The sequence below is a fragment of the Rhizobium sp. GR12 genome (assembly GCF_036596185.1).
Lineage (GTDB): Bacteria > Pseudomonadota > Alphaproteobacteria > Rhizobiales > Rhizobiaceae > Agrobacterium > Agrobacterium nepotum.
The window spans coordinates 498,113-517,365 of record NZ_JASXTH010000001.1 but is presented as its reverse complement, the minus strand read 5'-3'; the positions used below and the strand labels follow the sequence as shown (position 1 = coordinate 517,365).

Below are 19,253 nucleotides of genomic sequence, written 5' to 3'. Positions count from 1 at the left end.
TGTAAGCAATACTGACATAATTCAGTGTGTCTCATTGCCGGAAATGCCGGCCATCAGGGAACGCGATGCGAACGACGACGATCATTATTTGCGAGAAAGCGGCCAATGCCGCCACGCCGTTTGACGGCCGCAAAACGACCGTTCGCGCCATTAAACGCCGATAAGCACAATAAAGAGGAGCAGCCAGGTCGCCTGCGGCTCCGCCCGCAGAGTGCCGGCTGACGCGCCGGGTTTCGGGAAAGAGGGCGATGCCGCGCGAAATGCGCAACGAGAGGAGAGAACCTTGAGCGTGACGGAGCAAAAATTCGGCCTTTACGATGCGGCTTTTGAAAAAAGCAGCTGTGGCGTCGGTTTCATCACCCGCAAGGACGGGGTGCAAACCCATGATGTGCTGAAGCGCGGTCATGAGGCGCTTTGTGCCGTGCCGCATCGCGGCGGCATGTCGGCCGAAGGTGTGGGCGACGGTGCCGGCGTGTCCCTCGACCTGTCGCTCTCTTTTTTCCGGAAGCTGACGGGCAACGATTCCCTGCAGCCCGGCCGCTTTGGCGTCGGCAATTTTTTCCTGCCGCAGAACCCGGCTTTTCATGATCAGGCGATCGGCATCATCGGCAGCGCTCTGGAAGAACAGGGCTTCGCAATCCTGCTGGTCCGCGACGTGCCGGTGAATGACGCAGCCATCCGCGCTGCCGCCATTTCCTATCAATTGCCGATCCGGCAATGGGTCTTTTCGGCACCGGTGGAATGCGCAACTCTTGCCGAATTCGACTGGCGCATTCACAAGGCGCTTCTCGCCATCGAAGCGCTCGCCTACACCGCGCCGGAACTTGCCGGTTTTTATCCGCTGTCGCTCAGTGCGCGCACGCAGGTTCTGAAGGGTCGTCTGAACTCCCATGAGGTCATGCCCTATTTCTGCGACCTCATCGATCCGCGCCATGAAGTGCATACGATGTATTTCCACACGCGGTTCTCCACCAATACCGATCCGCATCCCTCCATGGCGCAGCCTTTCCGGCTGATGGCGCATAATGGCGAACTCAACACCGACAAGAAGAACCGGCTGTCGGAAGCGGCTGTGGCGCTGGCGAAGAACGCCAGCATCATCCGGCCGAAGGGCCAGTCGGACAGCTGCCGTCTGGACCAGACATTGCAGGCGCGGGTGATGGAAGACGGTCTCGATCTGGTGACCGCCGTGGTCTCGATGATGCCGCCGGCATGGGAAAACGACGACACCCTGTCGCCGGGCGTCAAGGCGATGCTGGAATATTTCTCGCTCTACGAAGAGAAGAACGACGGCCCGGCCGCGCTGATCTTCGGCGACGGCACCATCATCGGCGCACGTCTTGATCGGCTCGGCCTGCGCCCATTGCGCACCGTCGAGACGGAAGAGTATCTCTGCGTCATGTCCGAGGCGGGGCAGATCGCCTTTCCGGCAGAAAATGTCATCCGTCGCGGCCGCATCGAAGCCGGCGGCATGCTTTATTACGACCATACTGAGCGTCGCGCCTTTTCCACCGTCGAGGCGCTGGAGTTGCTCGCGGCGCGGCGGGATTACCCGTCGCTGCTGTCCGAAGCGCGTGTGATGCTTGCGGATCTGCCGGAAGTGCCCGCCGAAAGGCATGGCTCGCCGCTGCGGTATAATGGCAATCTGGAGCGACATCAGCGTTATGTCGCCTATTCCCACAATCAGGAAAGCTTCAAGTTCCTGATGGACCCGATGCTGGCCTCTGGTGCGGAAAAAATCTCGGCGATGGGCTATGGCAATGCCATCAACGCCCTTTCCGATCAGGAAGGCGGGGTTGCCAAATATTTCTCGCAACGCTTTGCGCAGGTCACCAATCCGCCGCTGGACAGCATTCGCGAGGCCGATGGCATGACGCTGCGCGTGGCGCTGGGCGCAAAGCCGAACAGCGGTGCAAAGGCGGCCCGCCAGATCGTCGTGCGCTCCCCGATCCTGACCCATCTCGACATGCTGCGCATTCGCGAACAGTCCGAGACGCCCGTTCGTCGTTTCGAGATGCTTTATACGCCGATCTTTGATGCAGCGGATGCCAACGAAGCGGCCTTGCGGCAGGCGATCGACGGCCTCTGCGATGAGGTTGTTGCTTTCGCGGCGGAAGAGGGTGGCATTGCCGTCGTCACCGACCGGCACGTTTCGGCAAGCCGTGCGGCTTTGCCGATGATCATGGTCGTATCGGCCATCAACCAGCGGCTGATCGAGGAAGGTCTGCGGCTTCGTGTCTCCCTGATCGTGGAAAGCGGCCAATTTTCCTCCTCGCATCATATCGCAGCGGGTCTCGGCTTCGGCGCCTCAGCGGTCTATCCGCTCGGCGTGCAGTTCCGTGCGGAAGAGAAATTCGGCGCCGATGCCGACAAGGCGTTCAAGCGTTTTGCCAAGGCGGCCGAAAAGTCGCTGATGAAGACCATGGGCAAGGTCGGGTTGTGCACGGCTGAAAGTTATATCGGCGGCGAATTCTTCGAGCCGAATTTCCTCGATACCAACGATCCGGTGCTGAAGCGCTATTTTCCCAATGTGAAGACCCCGGTCGGCGGCGTCACCTTCGCCGTCATCGCGCAGGCGGTGGCCGACTGGCATCGCAAGGCGTTGTCGGTGAAGGGTGAAAACGACATTCCGCTGCTTGGCCTCTTCAAGGAGCGTGCTGAAGGTGCGGGCCATTCCTATGGCACGACGGCCGTTCGCGGTTTCGTGGATATGACCGAGGAAAAGATCGGTTTCGACAAGGGAACCGAAAACGAGGAAGTGCTGCGTCTCTTGCCCCTCAACCGGTTGGAGGATGCTTTCGGTCTCAACGACGCGGCCTATTATCACAACAGCTTCGACCGGCTGACGCCTGACGCAATCGACGCATTCGAGGTAACACCCGGTTATCGCGCTTTCGCACGCATGATGTCAGAAGAAAGGTCGCGCCGTCCCGCTGCCCTGCGCGACGTTCTGGAATTGCCGGCTGATGTGACCTTTGCCAGTTCGGCGGACGAGTTTCGCCGGGAAATGGGCCGCTTTTCCAGGCGTGGCAATAACAGCTTCATGGTACGGGGGGTATCGTGTGAGAGTGCGGGCGAAGGCGCGTTCCGGCTGCAATTGACCGGTCCACACGGTCACGAACTTGCTCGCCTTGCCGCACTCGGCCAATCGATGATCGACCGCTTCGGCGAGGATATTCTCGGACATTGGCTGGAAGGTGGGGCACTTGTGGTTCAGGCGCAGGGTGAGGCGTTCACCTATCTGTCGCTTATCCGCACCGCGCCGGAAAGCATTCCGCTCGACGACGTGCAAAAGGCGAGCGACATCACCAAGACCCTGGCATCCGGCGCAATGAGCCACGGCGCGCTGGTTGCTGCCGCGCATGAAGCTGTCGCCCATGGCACCAACATGGTCGGCGGCATGTCGAATTCGGGCGAGGGCGGTGAGCATATTTCCCGTTACGGCACCATTCGCGCCTCGCGCATCAAGCAGTTCGCCTCCGGCCGTTTCGGCGTCTGGGCCGGCTATCTTGCCGATCCGATGCTGGAGGAGATCGAGATCAAGATCGGGCAGGGCGCAAAGCCCGGCGAGGGCGGGCAATTGCCGTCTCCCAAGGTGACGGTGGAAATCGCCGCCGCACGCGGCGGCACGCCGGGTGTCGAGCTGGTCTCGCCGCCGCCGCATCATGATACCTATTCGATCGAGGATCTCGCCCAGCTCATCCACGACGCCAAGGCGGCGCGCGTGCGCGTCGTCGTCAAACTTGTCTCTTCCGAAGGCATCGGCACGATCGCGGTCGGCGTCGCCAAGGCGGGCGCAGATGTCATCAACGTCGCCGGCAATACCGGCGGCACGGGTGCGGCGGCCGTCACCAGCCTCAAATATACCGGCCGCGCGGCGGAAATAGGCATTTCCGAGGTGCATCAGGCGCTTTGCGCCACGGGCCTTCGCGCCAAGGTGCTGCTGCGTTGCTCCGGCGCGCACCAGACGGCGAGCGACGTGGTGAAATCAGCGCTCCTCGGCGGCGACAGTTTCGAGTTCGGCACCACAGCGCTGATGATGCTGAAATGCGTCATGGCGAAGAACTGCAACATCAAATGCCCGGCTGGCCTCACCACCAACCAGGAAGCCTTCAACGGCGATCCGCGCGCGCTGGCGCAGTACCTCATGAATATCGCCCATGAAACGCGCGAGATTCTGGCGTCGCTCGGGCTTGCCTCACTGCGGCAGGCACGGGGCCGTTCCGATCTTCTTCACCTCCTCGATCATCCGGCAAGTGTCGGCCAGCTTGACCTCCGGGCGATGCTTACCGTGGTCGAGGAGGTGAAGATCGACAGCCCCGTCTATATGGAAAAGGATTTCGCGCTGGACGACGCCTTCATCGAACTCGTGCGCTCGGCTCTGGTAGACAGCAAGCGGGAGAACATCGAGCTTGGCGGCAACCGTTTCCTCAACAATTGCAACAAGAGCGTCGGCGGGCAGCTCGCCGTCGATATCGAGCGCATGTTGAACCACGAGCTTTCCTACGAGCAGATGGATGCGCTTCCGGCCGTGAAGCGTGACAGCCGTGGCCGCCGTTTTCTGGAGGCGGGTTCGGTGCGCATCGACACATCCGGTTCCGCCGGTCAGTCCTTCGGCGCTTTCTGCAATGACGGCATGGTCATGGTGCATACCGGCACCTGCAATGACGGCGTCGGCAAAAGCGCCTGCGGCGGCACCATCGTCGTGCGCTCTCCGGGCGGCGGCTCGGACGAGGCCGGCGGCAATGTGCTGGTCGGCAATTTCGCGCTGTTCGGCGCCACCGGTGGCCGCACCTTCGTGGAAGGGCAGGCGGGCGACCGCTTTGCCGTGCGTAACTCCGGCGCGACTGCCGTGGTCGAAGGCGTGGGTGATTTCGCCTGCGAATACATGACCAACGGCGCGGTGCTCAACCTCGGCAGTTTCGGTAAGGGTTTCGGCAACGGCATGAGCGGCGGTTTCGTTTATCAATACGATCCCTATGGCGATCTGCCGAAGAAGGTCAGCCACGATTCGATCCTGCTCGGTTCGATCACCGGCGAGGACGAACAGGCCGCGATCCACAATCAGGCAGTTCATCAGCTTCTGACCTGGCATGCTGCGGAAACCGGCTCGGCCAAGGCGGCATGGCTTCTGGAGAACTGGGAGAGCGAACAGCACAATTTTGTCTACGGCATGCCACGCGCCCTGCTGCTCTATCAGGACAGCGACGAAATTCTGAAGGCCAAGCCCCGCAAGGAGCTGCTGGAAGAACTGGCGTCCGCGCTTGCCGCCCATCAGGTGCGGAAGTTCAAGCTTGCCTATCGCGACCGCAAGGCCGTCTTGAACGGAACGGTGCCGGGTCATAGTGAGACGGGCACGGAGGACATGTATGCGCTCATCAACAATTACACGGTGTTGAGCATGGCGCAGGCCATTGCCCTGCAACGGTTGCCGCTGGCGTCCGGTCCTTCCGATCCCGCTATCGAAAAAGCGGTGCGCAACCTCATCCTCACGGAAGATTATGCGCTGATGCAGCGGCTGCTGAAGTATGCGCGTGAGGCCCTTTCTAACCATAGCGACGAGCAGCTTGCGGTGATGATCGCCGCCAAGCGTCTCGAGGATTACAAGCAGGCGCTGGCGCGCAGGAATATCTGGTCGGTGGACAGCCCCGGCACCTATGGCTGGATCATTCAGCAGAACCGCAAAAACATCGAGAGGATCGGCCGTTTGCCGGGCTTCGAGGAGCTTTTCGCAGCCCGCGCCATTCCAGACCTTGCCGTCGCATCCAGCCAGAACAGGGCAGCATGATGAAGATACCTTACATTCCGCAGGATGCGCCCTTCAATGGCGACCAGCGCGCCTGGCTTTCCGGCTTTCTGGCCGGACTTCACTCCCGCACCGCCATGGGCATGGAAACATCGGTTGCCGCTGCCGCTCCGAGGGCGGCGGCCAGCGTGCTGAACGTCCTCGTCGGCACCCAGACCGGCAATGCCGAGGCGCTGGCGATGGATATTGCCGACGCCGCCCGTGCACAGGGCATGCAGCCCGTGGTGACGGCGCTGGACGATGTATCGATGGATAGTCTCGGCGGCATGAAGCGGGTCATCGTCGTCACTTCGACCTATGGTGAAGGCGAAATGCCGGATAATGCCGAATTGTTCTGGGAAGCGCTTTCCGCTGATACTGCGCCAAGGCTGGACGATATGAATTTCGCCGTGCTTGCTTTGGGCGATACCGGCTATGACGGCTTCTGCCAGGCGGGCAAGCTCATCGATACGCGGTTCGAACAACTCGGCGGCAAACGCATGAAGACGCGTATCGATTGCGATATCGATTTCGAGGATGCGGCCGCCGCATGGATCGGCGAGACCCTGCCGCTTGCGCTCGCCATCGATGGCGGCACTGCGGCAGTAGCTACGCCTGCAACTGCCGAGTTGCCGGCGCGGGCAAAGCAGGGCTGGGGCCGCAAGAACCCCTATGCCGCACAGGTGAGCGTCAATCGTCTTCTTTCCGGACCTGCATCTTCCAAGGAAATTCGTCACTACGAGTTCGATCTCGGCGAAAGCGGCCTCGACTACGAGGCGGGCGATGCTCTGGGTGTCGTTCCCCTCAACGATCCGAAACTGGTCGGTGCGCTGCTCGAACGCTTCGGAGCAAGCGCGGATAGTGAAGTCGCAGGGTTCGACCGGCCGATTGGCGACGCGCTTCTGAACATGTTCGAGATATCGACGCCCTCACGTGAACTGGTCACCGAAATCGGCAGGCGCGCAGGACATGATGAACTCAGCCATATCCTTGCGAATGGAGACAGGGAGCAGCTTGCCGCCTTTCTCTGGGGCAAGGATATTCTTGACCTGCTCGATCTCGGCGGCAAGCCCCTATTCGACCTTGCCGAATTCGTGACGTTCCTGAAACCGTTGCAGCACCGGGCCTATTCCATCTCCTCCAGCCCCCTGGTTGCGGAAAACAGCGTGCATCTGACAGTCGCCAGCGTGCGTTATCGCGCCGAAGGTCGGGAGCGCGGCGGAGTGTGCTCCACCTATCTCGCGGACCGCGTGGAGGCCGGTCGGAATGCCGGGATTTTTGTCTCGCCCAACAAGGCGTTTCGCGTGCCGCAGGACAATGACGCCCCAATGATCATGGTTGGGCCGGGCACCGGTATCGCGCCCTTCCGGGCGTTTTTGCAGGAACGGCAGGCAAGAGGCGCGAAGGGCAAGAACTGGCTGTTCTTCGGCGACCAGCACCGGCAGACGGATTTCATCTACAAAAACGAGCTTGGCGATATGAGCCGCGATGGTGTGTTGACTCGTCTCGATCTCGCTTTTTCACGGGACCAGGCGGAGAAGATCTATGTCCAGACCCGCATGCGGCAGAACGGCAAGGCGCTCTATCAATGGCTTGAAGAGGGTGGCCATTTTTACGTCTGTGGCGACGCTACCCGCATGGCGAAGGATGTCGATGAGGCCCTGCACCGGATCATTGTCGATGAGGCCGGTATCACTGCGGAAGCGGCAAGCGACTATGTGAACCGGTTGAAGCGGGAAAAACGCTATCTGCGCGATGTTTATTAGAGCAACGGCCGATGTGGTTCAGCAGTTGGAGCAGGTGATCTCCGCGTCGCGCTGCTTGAAGAAATAATCTCGCCCGATTGTAATCGACTTCACGCCTGACGAGGCGATGTCGGGCATGAACATCAGCAACTCATGCGGAATGGAAAGCTCGACGTGGACGAGGAAAGTGTCAGCTACGAGCAGCCGGCTTGGAGCCGCTGCAGGCGATCCCACAGCATAGGGCCTCTCGTTTTTCTCGTCCCACGACCAGGCAATTGTCGCCTGTTTCTGCTTGTCGATCTTTATGCCGCTGACCTTCAGCTTTAGTTCTTTCGTGCTGTAAGGCGCGAAGACAGCTTCCGAGACACGCAGCGTGCTTTGGAGATAGGCCTTGTCAACCGAAGCCGTTTTCGAGACCAGGTCGTTGACCGTCGCGGCGGCAATGCTTGCCCGCTTGTAGGTGTTGTAGCCGATGGTAAACTCGAAGGACGTCAGATAAAGCGCGAGCAATATCGGAAAAATGATCGCGAATTCGACCGCGCCCACGCCACGGCGATCTTTTGCGAAGCGCGTGACGAGCGCGACGAAACGAAGTCGGCCGTTCGTGACGGCGGACACCAGCCCTGCCATCATGAGCCTCCGCTTGTGATGTATTTTTCGTTCATATAGGCATCTGTCGCGACGATGAGGAAATGCGAAGGCATCGACCCGTCGGCCGGACGTATTTTTGTGAGATACGGCCGGATGATATCGGCGACCACGCCCCAGCGATAATAGACGCGCAGCATATTGATCGTTTCCGGCCCGCCCGGCTTGAAGCCGAATTGCGCTGTATCGAGATCGTAATATTCACCATAGGCTTTCAAGGGGATGGTGGTCGGAATATCCTTGAAGGCGGTGAAGGAGCGCAGATCGATATATAGTTTCTGTTCGGTTTTGATCTCGTCCGCCGAGCAGGTGATCATCACCGAAACTTCATCGCAGAAGCTCTTGCGAAAATCCTCTTTCGTAATCGAGCTGCTGATCTGCCCGGTGCGCAGGCGGCGCGCCATGGTGTCGGTGGCATTGACGACCACCTGTTCCGCCATCATGGCGATGAAGGTCTCGATGATCGCGAAAACGACGAGGAAATAGGGAAAGGCAAGGATCGCGAATTCGATCGCCGCCGTCCCGTCACGCGAGAGTCCGAATTTTTCCAGCAATGGCTTCAGTTTGGCCAGGCGCATATGGCAGTGTCGATCTTTAGAATATGCGGCAAGCGCAACCGGTGAATTTGTTGCGGACCATAACCAGCCGGTGTTTAAATTCAGTTACCCTGACGCGTTATACTTTAGCGGTTCGCAAAAATGACACAGGCTATAAATGCAAAAAGCCCGGCATATTGCCGGGCTTTTTACTAATCGGAAAACTATAGCTTATTCCGCATCCGCATTTGAGAGAACCTCAAGGGTGGGCGTGGAGGTGATGTTGAAGCCGCAATCCACATAATGGCACTCGCCGGTGACGCCGCGCGACATGTTGGACAACAGGTAAAGCGCCGATCCGCCGATATCGTCGATATCCGCCGTCCGCCGTAGCGGTGCGTTTTTCTGGTTCCACGCGTAGATCGCCCGCGCATCGGAGATGCCAGCGCCCGCCAGTGTGCGAACCGGACCGGCCGAGATGGCGTTGACGCGAATATCGCGCGGACCGTAATCGGCGGCGAGATAACGCACGGACGCCTCGAGAGCAGCCTTGGCGACGCCCATGACGTTGTAGTTAGGAATGACCCGCTGCGAACCGTTATAGGTCAGCGTCAGCATGGATCCGCCATTCGTCATCAGTTCCGCGGCACGTTTGGCAATTTCCGTGAAGGAGAAACAGGAGATGACCATGGTGCGGCTGAAATTCTCGCGGGTCGTATCGCCGTAGAGACCCTTCAGCTCGTTCTTGTCGGAAAAGCCGATGGCGTGCACGACGAAATCCAGCGAGCCCCATTTTTCGCGGATCGTCGCGAAAAGCGCGTCGACCGAGGCGATGTCCTCGACGTCGCAAGGCACGATGAAATCGGACCCCAGTTCGGCGGCCAGCGGCTTTACGCGCTTGCCGAGCGCCTCTCCCTGATAGGTGAAGGCGAGTTCCGCGCCCTGTGCCGCCAGCGCCTTGGAGATACCCCAGGCGATCGAGTGATTGTTTGCGACGCCCATGATGAGGCCGCGTTTACCCTGCATGATGCCGTTCATGGGCAATTATCCGTTATGACGCTGGAAGACCAGCGTGGCGTTGGTGCCGCCGAAGCCGAAGGAATTGGAAAGGATGGTGTCGATCTTGGCATTGTCGATGCGTTTGCGAACGATCGGAACGCCCGCAAATTCTGGATCGAGTTCCGAAATATGCGCGCTTTCGCCGATGAAACGTTCCTGCATCATCAGCAGGCCGTAGATCGATTCCTGAACGCCTGCGGCACCCAGCGAGTGACCGGTAAGGGACTTGGTCGACTGGATATGCGGGATTTTGTCGCCGAAGACTTCCCGGATCGCGCCGATTTCCTTGCTGTCGCCAACCGGCGTCGAGGTGCCGTGGGTATTGATGTAGTCGATATCGCCCTTGACGGTGGCAAGAGCCTGACGCATGCAGCGGATCGCGCCCTCGCCCGAAGGTGCCACCATGTCGTAACCGTCTGAGGTCGCGCCATAACCGACAATCTCGGCGTAAATCTTGGCGCCACGCGCCTTTGCGTGTTCCAGCTCTTCGAGAACCAGTACGCCCGCGCCGCCGGCGATCACGAAACCGTCGCGGTTGACGTCATAGGCGCGGGAAGCAAGGTTTGGCGTGTCGTTATATTTGGACGACATCGCGCCCATGGCGTCGAAGAGGTTCGACATCGACCAGTCGAGGTCTTCATGGCCACCTGCGAACATCACGTCCTGCTTGCCCCACTGGATCATCTCGGCGGCGTTGCCGATGCAATGCGCCGACGTGGAGCAGGCGGAGGAGATCGAATAGTTGACGCCGTGGATCTTGAACCAGGTCGCGAGTGTGGCCGAAGCGGTCGAGGACATGGCCTTCGGCACGGCGAAGGGGCCGATGCGCTTCGGGCTGTTGTTCTTCAGCGTGATATCGGCGGCTTCGACGATGGTGCGGGTGGAAGGACCGCCCGAACCCATGATGATGCCGGTGCGCTCATTGCCGCTGATATCGCTTTCCTCGAGACCGCTATCGGCGATCGCCTGCTTCATCGCGACATGGTTCCACGCGCCACCCTGCGACAGGAAGCGCATGGCGCGGCGATCGACCAGCTCCGTCGGGTCGAGAGACGGCTTGCCCCAAACCTGGCATTTGAAGCCGTGTTCGGCAAAATCCGGCGAAAATGAAATGCCGGATTTGGCATCGCGCAACGATGCGGTGACTTCGGCGGCATCACCGCCGATGGAAGAAACAATGCCGAGGCCGGTGACAACAACTCGTCTCATGAAAGGGACCTTTTCTTAAGATTTCGGCTGGACGACCGAAGCCGCCCGGCGTTTTCCAGGACTATTCCGTCTGCTTCAGGCGGTCTTTTCCTTCGACAGCCCTACACGAAGGTCCGTCGCTTGATAAATGGTTTCTCCGTCCGCCTTCAGCCATCCGTCGGCGGTTCCCAGAACGAGACGACCGCGCATCACGCGCTTGAAGTCTATGCCGTACTGAAGGAGCTTCGTCTCCGGGCGAACCATGCCCTTGAATTTGACTTCGCCGGTGGAGAGCGCCATGCCGCGGCCTTCTTCACCCAGCCAGCCAAGGAAGAAGCCGGTCAGCTGCCACATGCCGTCAAGGCCGAGGCAGCCCGGCATGATCGGGTTGCCCTGGAAATGGCAGGGGAAATACCAGTCATCGGGGCTGACATCGTATTCGGCGCGGATGAAACCCTTGTCGAACGCGCCGCCGGTTTCGGAGATTTCGGTGATGCGGTGGACCATGAGCATGGGGGGCAATGGAAGCTGGGCATTTCCCGGGCCGAACAATTCGCCGCGACCGCAGGAAAGGATCTCTTCGTAATTGTAACTTGATTGCCTCGTTGCCATACCGCTTTCACTTCCCCAAACACTGGTGTTGATTGACTTCACTAGAGCAAGTTAGGTTTAAAATGAAGCGCTGCAAGGGCAGAGGCCGCTCTGCCCCCATTCTTTGTCTTCGAACCTTCCTTACAGAAGTCATTACCTCAATATGCCGTCCGCATACAGGAACCATCCGGCAGGAACCAGAGGAAATTTGCAAGAATGGCCGGTTTGCCGCCATTTGCGACACTCGGTGACGCTGAAACTATTGAAAGCATTCCCCGCAAAAGATATATGCTATTGCAATTGGTGGGTTTCTCCCCTGTGTTTGGAATGGGATTGCATGGCATTTGACGCCACATTGGATATTGGAACGAGGCTGCGGCGCTCCGGCTTGCGCCCCACGCGCCAGCGCGTGGCTTTGGGCGATCTTCTTTTCGCAAAGGGCGACCGCCACCTGACGGTTGAGGAACTGCATGACGAGGCGGTCACCGCCGGCGTGCCGGTTTCTCTCGCCACGGTCTACAATACCCTGCATCAGTTCACCGAAGCCGGCCTGATCCGCGTTCTCGCCGTAGAAGGTGCCCGCACCTATTTCGACACCAACGTGTCCGATCACCATCACTTCTTCGTAGAGGGCGAGAACGAGGTTCTCGACATTCCCGTCAACAATCTCCAGATCGGCAATTTGCCCGCAGCGCCCGAAGGCATGGAAATCGCCCATGTGGACGTGGTCATCCGTCTTCGCCGCAAGCGCAGCTGAGGCTCTGGCGGGGTAACCTAGACAAATATGGCGCCTGTGGGCGCCATTTCTGTTTCAGGCCGTCTTTGTGTCCTATTTCAATATATCTTCCGGCCGTCTGCCGGGTTTGGTTTTGTAGGGCGGGAAAGTCCATCCGAAAATCAGCGCCCCTGACCGGACGCCGAAAGCTGTGAGGGCGCCGACGCCTGACGCGACATAAAGCGGTGCGCCGAGGAAATAAGCGCCGGTGAAGATGGAGGCCCCCAATAGCGCGCAGGTGATGTAGATTTCCGGGCGCAGGAGCACGGAGGGTTCTCCTGCGACAACGTCGCGCAGCACGCCACCGAACGTTGCCGTGAGAACACCCGTGACGATGGCCACGGTTGCGGAGCCGCTGGCGGCCAGGCCCTTGGCCGCTCCCATGACGCAATAGGCGGAGAGGCCGACGGCATCGAGCCAGATCAGCACCCGGTAACGGGATTCGAACAGATGCGCGGTGAAGAAGAGTAGAACCGCAACCGATACGCAGACGAGAATATAGGTCGGGTTCACCACCCAGAACACCGGCGTCCTGCCCAGCACGAGATCGCGCACCGTGCCGCCGCCGATCCCGGTCGCGGCTGCGAAAAACAGGAAGCCGATGAGGTCGAGCTGCTTGCGCGAAGCCGCCAATGCGCCGGTTGCGGCAAACACGGCGACGCCCGCATAATCGAGAAAACCCAGCAGTGTCATGAAAAAGGTCCCCCCGGAAGTTTGGATGAGCGCGCGTCAGTGTCGCGCAAGCACGGAACTCTAGGCTGGCCGCCCGGATGATCGCAACATCCATAAACGAAACGGATGCAAAGGAAAATGCCGTGCGAATCGCTATCGTTGCCGCTCTTCAGGCGCTGGTCCTCTTGATGTTTCCGGTCGCTCTGGCGGCGCAGCAGCAGCTGGTGAACGATCCCGAGATCTATGAAAAGGATCATTTTCGTAACGAGTGCAAAGTAGCTGCCTTCGGCGATGATTTCGTCACCAGGCTGGATATCAACAATGACGGCCTGATGGACGCCGTCGTCAATCACGGCGCGCTAGACTGCGATGGCGAAAAAGGCCGCAGCTGCGACGAGGAAGGTTGCCCCTACAATTTCTACGTCCAGGTAAAAGAGGGCGGATATCTGATGATCGCGACGGCCCGGATTTACGGCTACGATTTCATCAAGCGTTTCGGCAACATGGTCTTCGTGCTGAAGATGCACCCGCGTTATTGCGAACGCACCGACAAGGAAACCTGCCTGATGACCGTGCGGGTTCGCGGCACGAAATTCGTCACCATATCGCGCAAGTGACAGTGCGGTTTGTGACGGCGCGCTCCGTCAGGGCGCGATGCGCCTGATCCTGACCCTCTGATTATAGCGGTGGCGAAGCGAACGCGGAATGACGAGCGTGGCGATGGCGACGGCAAAAACCGTTGCTGCGACTACCCAAAGGGCATCGGATTGCAGCGTGGCGCCCAAGACAGCACCGGAGATTGCCCCTGAGATCATTCCGAGCCATGGCACGATCTGTATGCTCCAGTCGAGACTTCGGTCCCCCAGAAGAAAGCGGCCGATGCCGCGGCCGAAACGGGAGAGAGCACCGGTCACATAGGTGAGGCCGATCGGCAGGCCCTCTATATGCTCGACGGCGGCGTTGACCATGCCCATGGCGAAAACGACGAGATAAAACTGCGCGAGAACGGCCTCGTTGCGCAGCAGCGCGGCAATCGCCACCAGCGACCCCACGGCGGCAAGAACGGCAAAGATGCTCCGGTCGAATTTATGAGCGACCACGATGCCCCCGGCATTGCCCAGCACGAAGGCGACGATTGCGAAAAGCAATTTTACGGCGTGGGAGTAGATGCCCGCTTGCATCGAGACAGCTGCCCGCGTGGTGTTGCCGGTCATGAAGGAGACGAAATCTCCGGAGACATAAAGACCCACCGCATCCGTCATGCCGGCGATGAATGAAATGGCGGCGACAAGCGCAATACCGGTACCGGTGCGCCTTGCCCTGATGATGTTGCGACGTCTTTGTCTGGTCATGGAAAAGCTCGATATGGAAAACAGCGGGCCGATGCGCCGCGCCGTGTTATCCTATGTCTAGAATGCCCGACGGCCCATTTGCAAACTTTCCCGGAGCGCTCGAAGCGTTTCTATTTTGTCTAGACAAATGTAAAATCCCTGCCTACCATGCCCGAAATAAAGCGATAAAAAATATCGCACAAAAATAAATCAAAAGGGGTTCTGATCATGAAGAAAACATGGGTTATTGCCGCAATCGCGACGCTTGTTTCATCCGCTTCCGCCTATGCCGAGACGTCGGTAACGATCGGCATGTCCGGCTGGACCGGCTTTGCGCCGCTGACGCTTGCCAAACAGGCAGGCATTTTTGAAAAGAATGGCCTGAAGGTCGATATCAAGAAAATACCGCAGGCGAGCCGGCATCTGGCGCTTGCTTCCGGTGACATCCAGTGCGCCGCCACCACGGTGGAGACATGGATCGCGTGGAATGCCAATGGCGTGAAGTCCACACAGATTTTCCAGATGGACAAGTCGCACGGTGCCGATGGTATCGCGGTGCGCAGTGACGTTGCGAAGGTATCGGACCTCAAGGGCAAGACGGTCGCCGCTTCCACGCCGGGCACCTCGCCCTATTTCTTTCTGGCTTGGATACTCAAGGAAAACGGCCTGACCCTCAAGGACGTGAAGGTCGTCAACCTTGAACCGGGACCGGCAGCACAGGCCTTCGTCGCCGGCCAGAATGATGCGGCGATGACCTATGAACCCTATCTGTCCACCGTGCGCGCGGCACCCGACAAGGGCAAGATCCTCGCCACGACGCTGGATTATCCCGCCGTCATGGATACGTTCGGCTGCACGCCGGATTTCCTGAAGGACAATCCGCAGGCGGCGAAAGCACTGGCGGACAGCTATTTCCAGGCTCTCGACCTTATCAAGGCCGAGCCTGAGAAGTCCTATGCGACGATGGGCGCGGATGTGAAGCAGGCGGGCGAAGCATTCGCAGCCTCGGCAAAATTCCTGGAATGGCAGGACAAGGCCGCCAACCTGAAGTTCTTCGAGGGGGAATTCAAGACATTCTCCGAAAAATCGGCTGATCTGCTTCTGGAAATCGGCGTGATAAAGTCGAAACCCGATCTTTCGACACTCGCGGATACTTCTTTCATCAAGTAACAGAAGAAAGCTGCTGTTTTCCTTTCAGGGAATATTGCAGCCAGTGAGAAGTCTTACAGCGTCTGTGCGTCATGGACGATGCACGGCGCTTTGATGGCGCGGCGATAGAGTGCCGCGCCCGTTTTCCGGACAGGCGAGATGATGCAACCTCTTCAACCCATAAAGAACAGCACCAGGATTTTTCTCGGCATTCTGTTCTTCGTGCTTTTTTTCTCCGCCTGGGGTTTTGCCACGCTGGGCGGCTTCGTATCGCCCACCTTCCTGGCCGATCCAATCACCATGCTGAAGGACGGCATCTATCTGTTGACCGATCAGGGTTTTGCCGGCGATATCGGCATGACGATCTGGCGCGTGGTGGGCGGATTCGTGCTGGCATCGGCCGTCGCCGTGCCTGTCGGCATCGCCATGGGGGCTTACAAGCCTATCGAGGCGCTGCTTGAGCCCTTCGTCTCCTTCGCGCGCTATCTGCCGGCTTCTGCCTTCGTGCCGCTGCTCATTCTGTGGGCCGGTATCGGCGAAATGCAGAAACTGCTGGTGATTTTCATCGGCGCCGTCTTCCAGATTATCCTGATGGTGGCCGTGGCGGTTGCCGGCACAAGACGCGATCTGGTGGAGGCCGCCTATACGCTCGGCGCAAAAGACCGGGGCGTGGTGCGCCGCGTTCTCATTCCCGCCAATGCGCCCGATATTGCTGAAATCCTCCGTCTCGTCCTCGGCTGGGCCTGGACCTATGTCATCGTTGCGGAACTGATCGGCGCCTCCTCCGGCATCGGTTATATGATCATCAACAGCCAGGCGCTGATGGCGACCGGGCAGATCATCTTCGGCATCATCGTCATCGGCGTCATCGGCCTTATTTCGGACTTCGCGTTCAAATCGCTGAACCGGAAACTTTTCGCCTGGAGGCTTGCCTGATGAACGAACTCGTTATCAAAGGCGTCAGCCGAACTTTCCCGGGTGTTCAGGGCGGGCAGCCGACACTGGCCTTGCAACCAACTGATCTGGAAATTCCCCGCAATGATTTCGTCACCATTCTCGGCCCATCGGGATGCGGAAAATCGACACTGCTGCGCATCATCGCCGGGCTTGATCGCCCGACAACGGGTGAGGTCCTGCTATCGGGCCGGGCGGTGACGGGACCGGGGGCGGATCGTGGCATGGTGTTCCAGTCCTACACGCTGTTTCCCTGGCTGACGATCCGTGAAAACGTCGCCTTCGGTCTGCGCGAACGCGGCGTTGTCGAGAAGGAAAAATCGGAGATCGTCGACAGCTATATCGACAAGGTCGGCCTGCGCGGCTTCGAAAACCATTGGCCAAAACAGCTTTCCGGCGGCATGCAGCAGAGAACGGCCATTGCCCGCGCTTTGGCGAACGGCCCCAAAATCCTGCTGCTCGACGAGCCTTTTGGCGCTCTCGACAACCAGACGCGCGGACTGATGCAGGAATTGCTGCTCGGCATCTGGGAGCGCGAGCAGAAGACCGTCATTTTCGTGACGCACGACATCGAGGAGGCGGTGTTCATGGCGTCGCGTGTCGTGACCATGTCCGCAAGGCCGGGGCGCATCAAGTCGATCACGCCGGTCGACCTGCCGCATCCACGTCACTACACCGTCAAGGCCAGCCCGGAGTTTTCGCAGCTGCGCGCCAGACTGACGGAGGAAATTCGCAGCGAGGCGATTGCCGCCGCTGCCCATGGATAATTGATCCAAACTGGGAGGATGGAAGCATCGGGATGGGGAGCACGGGCGTCGATCTTCAGGAAAAATCACTGCACGAGCGCATCCGCAACGATGTCGAGCGCCACATCATGTCGGGCGAGTGGCCGCCGGGGCACCGTATTCCCTTCGAACACGAAATGACCCGGCTATATGGCTGTTCGCGCATGACTGTGAACAAGGCTCTTGGCGAGTTGGTGCAGCGTGGCCTGATTGAAAGACGCCGGCGTCTCGGCACCTTCGTTCGCCAGCCGCATGCGCAATCGGCCGTGCTGGAAATCCATGATATCGAACGCGAGGTGCAGGCGCTCGGTCTCGTTTACGGCTACCGTCTCGACAAGCGACGCCTGCGCCCTGCGGGTGAAAAAGATGGCGCGGCGATGGCGCTTGCCACCGATGCCCAGGTTCTGGAGCTCACCAGTACGCATTTTGCCGGCGGCGTTCCCTTTTGCCTCGAAGAACGCATTATCAATGTCACCGCCGTTCCGGAGGCGGAATCCGCAGATTTTTCACAGGTCGGGCCGGGCACATGGCTGCTGAAAATGGTTCCCTGGAGCGCCGCCGAACATCGCATCAGCGCCGTTGCCGCGGACCGTAAAAATGCGGTGGCGCTGGGCATAACGTCCGGTGCGGCATGTCTCGTCATCCATCGCCGCACCTGGCATGGGGCGGATTACATCACCAGTGTCCGGGTCACCTATCCCGGTGATCGCCACGCCCTCGTGGCGCAGTTCTCGCCTTCGCAAAACGCTTAAAAGCACTCCGGCGGTCAATTTTTTGTAAAGAAGAGTTTACGGGTGGTCTTTTGGCAATATAATAGTTGTCAAAAGAACTCAGGTTTATTATCGGAACGTCAAGCTTTCACGACGGTATCCGTTCATGGCCCCGGTTTTCAGGAACCGGTCAATCTGCGGATGAGTTCATCGACGGAAATCCGGGATAAAAATTATGTCAGCTGAGACCTCAACTTCTTCCGCGTCCTTCAACAAGGCAAACAAAACACGGCATATCTCACTTGCCATGACGGTCACCTTGCTGGCGGGCTTAAGTGCCGGTGCGGTTTTTGCTCAGTCGGCACCCGAGAACCAGATCCAATCAGCGCCCGCAACGGAAACGGCTCAGCCCGCACCGCAGCCGGCGACGCCGAACATTCCGGCCGCCCAGCAGCCTGCGCCACCTTCCGCAATAGCGCCGGAACAACCCGCCACTGCCGCGCCCCCACAGGCCACCCCGGTGCAGACCGCACCTTCCGCAACTACCCCCACCCCTATTGAGCCGGTAAGCGCCGAGCCTGCAAGCGCCGGGCATCGCGCCGACATTCCGCACAATCTGTCGCCCTGGGGCATGTTCATGGCGGCGGACTGGGTGGTGAAGGGCGTTATGATCGGCCTCGCCTTTGCATCGCTCGTCACCTGGACTGTCTGGGTTGCGAAGTCGATAGAGCTTGCCGGTGCGCGGGTGCGTGCCGGTGCGACGCTCAAGGTCATTCGCAAGGCAAAATCCTTGAACGAGGCGACCGAGGCAGTTGAAAAGAAGGGCGGACCGGCGGCGCTGATGTTGCGCATGGCGACCCACGAAATGCAGCTTTCCGATGCGGTGGTGGAGCACACGGACGGCGGCGGCATCAAGGAACGGGTATCCTCGGCGCTGTCGCGCATTGAAACCCATGCCGGTCGCCGCATGTCGCGCGGAACGGGCGCTCTGGCGACGATCGGTTCCACCGCTCCGTTCGTCGGCCTGTTCGGCACGGTCTGGGGCATCATGAACTCCTTCATCAGCATTTCGGAATCGCAGACCACCAATCTCGCCGTCGTGGCACCCGGCATTGCCGAGGCGCTGCTCGCCACCGCCATCGGCCTCGTCGCCGCTATTCCGGCCGTGGTGATCTACAACGTCTTCGCCCGCTCGATTACGGGATACCGGCATCTGCTGGCGGACGCAGCTGCGGGTGTGGAGCGGCTCGTCAGCCGTGACCTCGATTTCCGGCGCATCCCGCCGGGCAGCAGCAAGCCCGCAGTATCGCTGGTTGGACGGTGAT

16 protein-coding genes are annotated in these 19,253 nt (G+C 59.6%); 9 read left to right on the top strand and 7 right to left on the bottom strand.

The genetic code is table 11. The annotated features are described in order from the left end of the window. Window positions 1-283 precede the first annotated feature (283 nt). Window positions 284-5,788 (top strand): glutamate synthase-related protein, encoded by a 5,505-nt coding sequence (locus QSK43_RS02530; protein ID WP_332302182.1) that lies wholly within the window; start codon window positions 284-286, stop codon window positions 5,786-5,788. After that, window positions 5,785-7,551 carry a sulfite reductase subunit alpha gene (locus tag QSK43_RS02525; protein ID WP_332302181.1) on the top strand — a complete coding sequence of 589 codons (1,767 nt, stop codon included), beginning with the start codon at window positions 5,785-5,787 and terminating at the stop codon, window positions 7,549-7,551. Before QSK43_RS02530 ends, QSK43_RS02525 begins: the two co-directional genes overlap by 4 nt. A gap of 18 nt (window positions 7,552-7,569) precedes the next feature. Here the strand turns inward: QSK43_RS02525 and QSK43_RS02520 are convergent, their stop codons facing one another. From QSK43_RS02520 to fabA, 5 genes are all read right to left on the bottom strand, one after another. Continuing rightward, window positions 7,570-8,163, bottom strand: coding sequence for a TadE/TadG family type IV pilus assembly protein (locus tag QSK43_RS02520; protein ID WP_332302180.1), 594 nt, complete (start codon window positions 8,161-8,163; stop codon window positions 7,570-7,572). Beyond that, a complete protein-coding gene (locus tag QSK43_RS02515; RefSeq protein WP_332302179.1) occupies window positions 8,160-8,756 on the bottom strand; it encodes a TadE/TadG family type IV pilus assembly protein in 597 nt (198 codons plus the stop codon). Before QSK43_RS02515 ends, QSK43_RS02520 begins: the two co-directional genes overlap by 4 nt. Window positions 8,757-8,945: 189 nt before the next feature. Beyond that, window positions 8,946-9,752, bottom strand: a complete 807-nt coding sequence (fabI, locus tag QSK43_RS02510; RefSeq protein WP_332302178.1) for an enoyl-ACP reductase FabI — start codon at window positions 9,750-9,752, stop codon at window positions 8,946-8,948. 6 nt (window positions 9,753-9,758) lie between these two features. After that, window positions 9,759-10,982, bottom strand: coding sequence for a beta-ketoacyl-ACP synthase I (gene fabB / locus QSK43_RS02505; RefSeq protein WP_332302177.1), 1,224 nt, complete (start codon window positions 10,980-10,982; stop codon window positions 9,759-9,761). Window positions 10,983-11,057: 75 nt separating this feature from the next. After that, a complete protein-coding gene (gene fabA / locus QSK43_RS02500; protein WP_003514441.1) occupies window positions 11,058-11,573 on the bottom strand; it encodes a 3-hydroxyacyl-[acyl-carrier-protein] dehydratase FabA in 516 nt (171 codons plus the stop codon). Between the two features lie 316 nt (window positions 11,574-11,889). Here fabA and irrA point away from each other — a divergent pair, with 316 nt between their 5' ends. After that, window positions 11,890-12,309 (top strand): iron response transcriptional regulator IrrA, encoded by a 420-nt coding sequence (gene irrA / locus QSK43_RS02495; protein WP_045018042.1) that lies wholly within the window; start codon window positions 11,890-11,892, stop codon window positions 12,307-12,309. A 72-nt stretch (window positions 12,310-12,381) separates the two neighbouring features. On the opposite strand, the gene QSK43_RS02490 is transcribed toward irrA, so the two are convergent. Next, on the bottom strand, window positions 12,382-13,020 hold the full coding sequence (locus QSK43_RS02490) for a trimeric intracellular cation channel family protein (RefSeq protein WP_045018044.1): 639 nt from the start codon (window positions 13,018-13,020) through the stop codon (window positions 12,382-12,384). Window positions 13,021-13,097: 77 nt separating this feature from the next. On the opposite strand from QSK43_RS02490, the gene QSK43_RS02485 reads away from it, so the two are divergent. Continuing rightward, complete coding sequence (locus tag QSK43_RS02485; RefSeq protein WP_332302176.1) at window positions 13,098-13,616, top strand: hypothetical protein; 519 nt, start codon at window positions 13,098-13,100, stop codon at window positions 13,614-13,616. A gap of 27 nt (window positions 13,617-13,643) precedes the next feature. On the opposite strand, the gene QSK43_RS02480 is transcribed toward QSK43_RS02485, so the two are convergent. Further along, window positions 13,644-14,351, bottom strand: coding sequence for a YoaK family protein (locus QSK43_RS02480; RefSeq protein WP_045018048.1), 708 nt, complete (start codon window positions 14,349-14,351; stop codon window positions 13,644-13,646). A 207-nt stretch (window positions 14,352-14,558) separates the two neighbouring features. Here QSK43_RS02480 and QSK43_RS02475 point away from each other — a divergent pair, with 207 nt between their 5' ends. The 5 genes from QSK43_RS02475 (at window position 14,559) to exbB (ending at window position 19,252) form a co-directional block, all read left to right on the top strand. Then, window positions 14,559-15,500 carry an ABC transporter substrate-binding protein gene (locus tag QSK43_RS02475; RefSeq protein ID WP_045018051.1) on the top strand — a complete coding sequence of 314 codons (942 nt, stop codon included), beginning with the start codon at window positions 14,559-14,561 and terminating at the stop codon, window positions 15,498-15,500. Window positions 15,501-15,641: 141 nt separating this feature from the next. After that, a complete protein-coding gene (locus QSK43_RS02470; protein ID WP_332302241.1) occupies window positions 15,642-16,415 on the top strand; it encodes an ABC transporter permease in 774 nt (257 codons plus the stop codon). Next, entirely contained in the window at window positions 16,415-17,200 is a 786-nt protein-coding gene (locus QSK43_RS02465; protein ID WP_045018053.1) for an ABC transporter ATP-binding protein, read from the top strand. The genes QSK43_RS02470 and QSK43_RS02465 overlap by 1 nt, the downstream gene beginning before the upstream one ends. 32 nt (window positions 17,201-17,232) lie before the next feature. Further along, window positions 17,233-17,970 (top strand): histidine utilization repressor, encoded by a 738-nt coding sequence (gene hutC / locus QSK43_RS02460; RefSeq protein WP_332302175.1) that lies wholly within the window; start codon window positions 17,233-17,235, stop codon window positions 17,968-17,970. Between the two features lie 193 nt (window positions 17,971-18,163). Beyond that, entirely contained in the window at window positions 18,164-19,252 is a 1,089-nt protein-coding gene (gene exbB / locus QSK43_RS02455) for a tonB-system energizer ExbB (RefSeq protein ID WP_332302174.1), read from the top strand. The last annotated feature ends 1 nt before the right edge of the window (window position 19,253 follow it).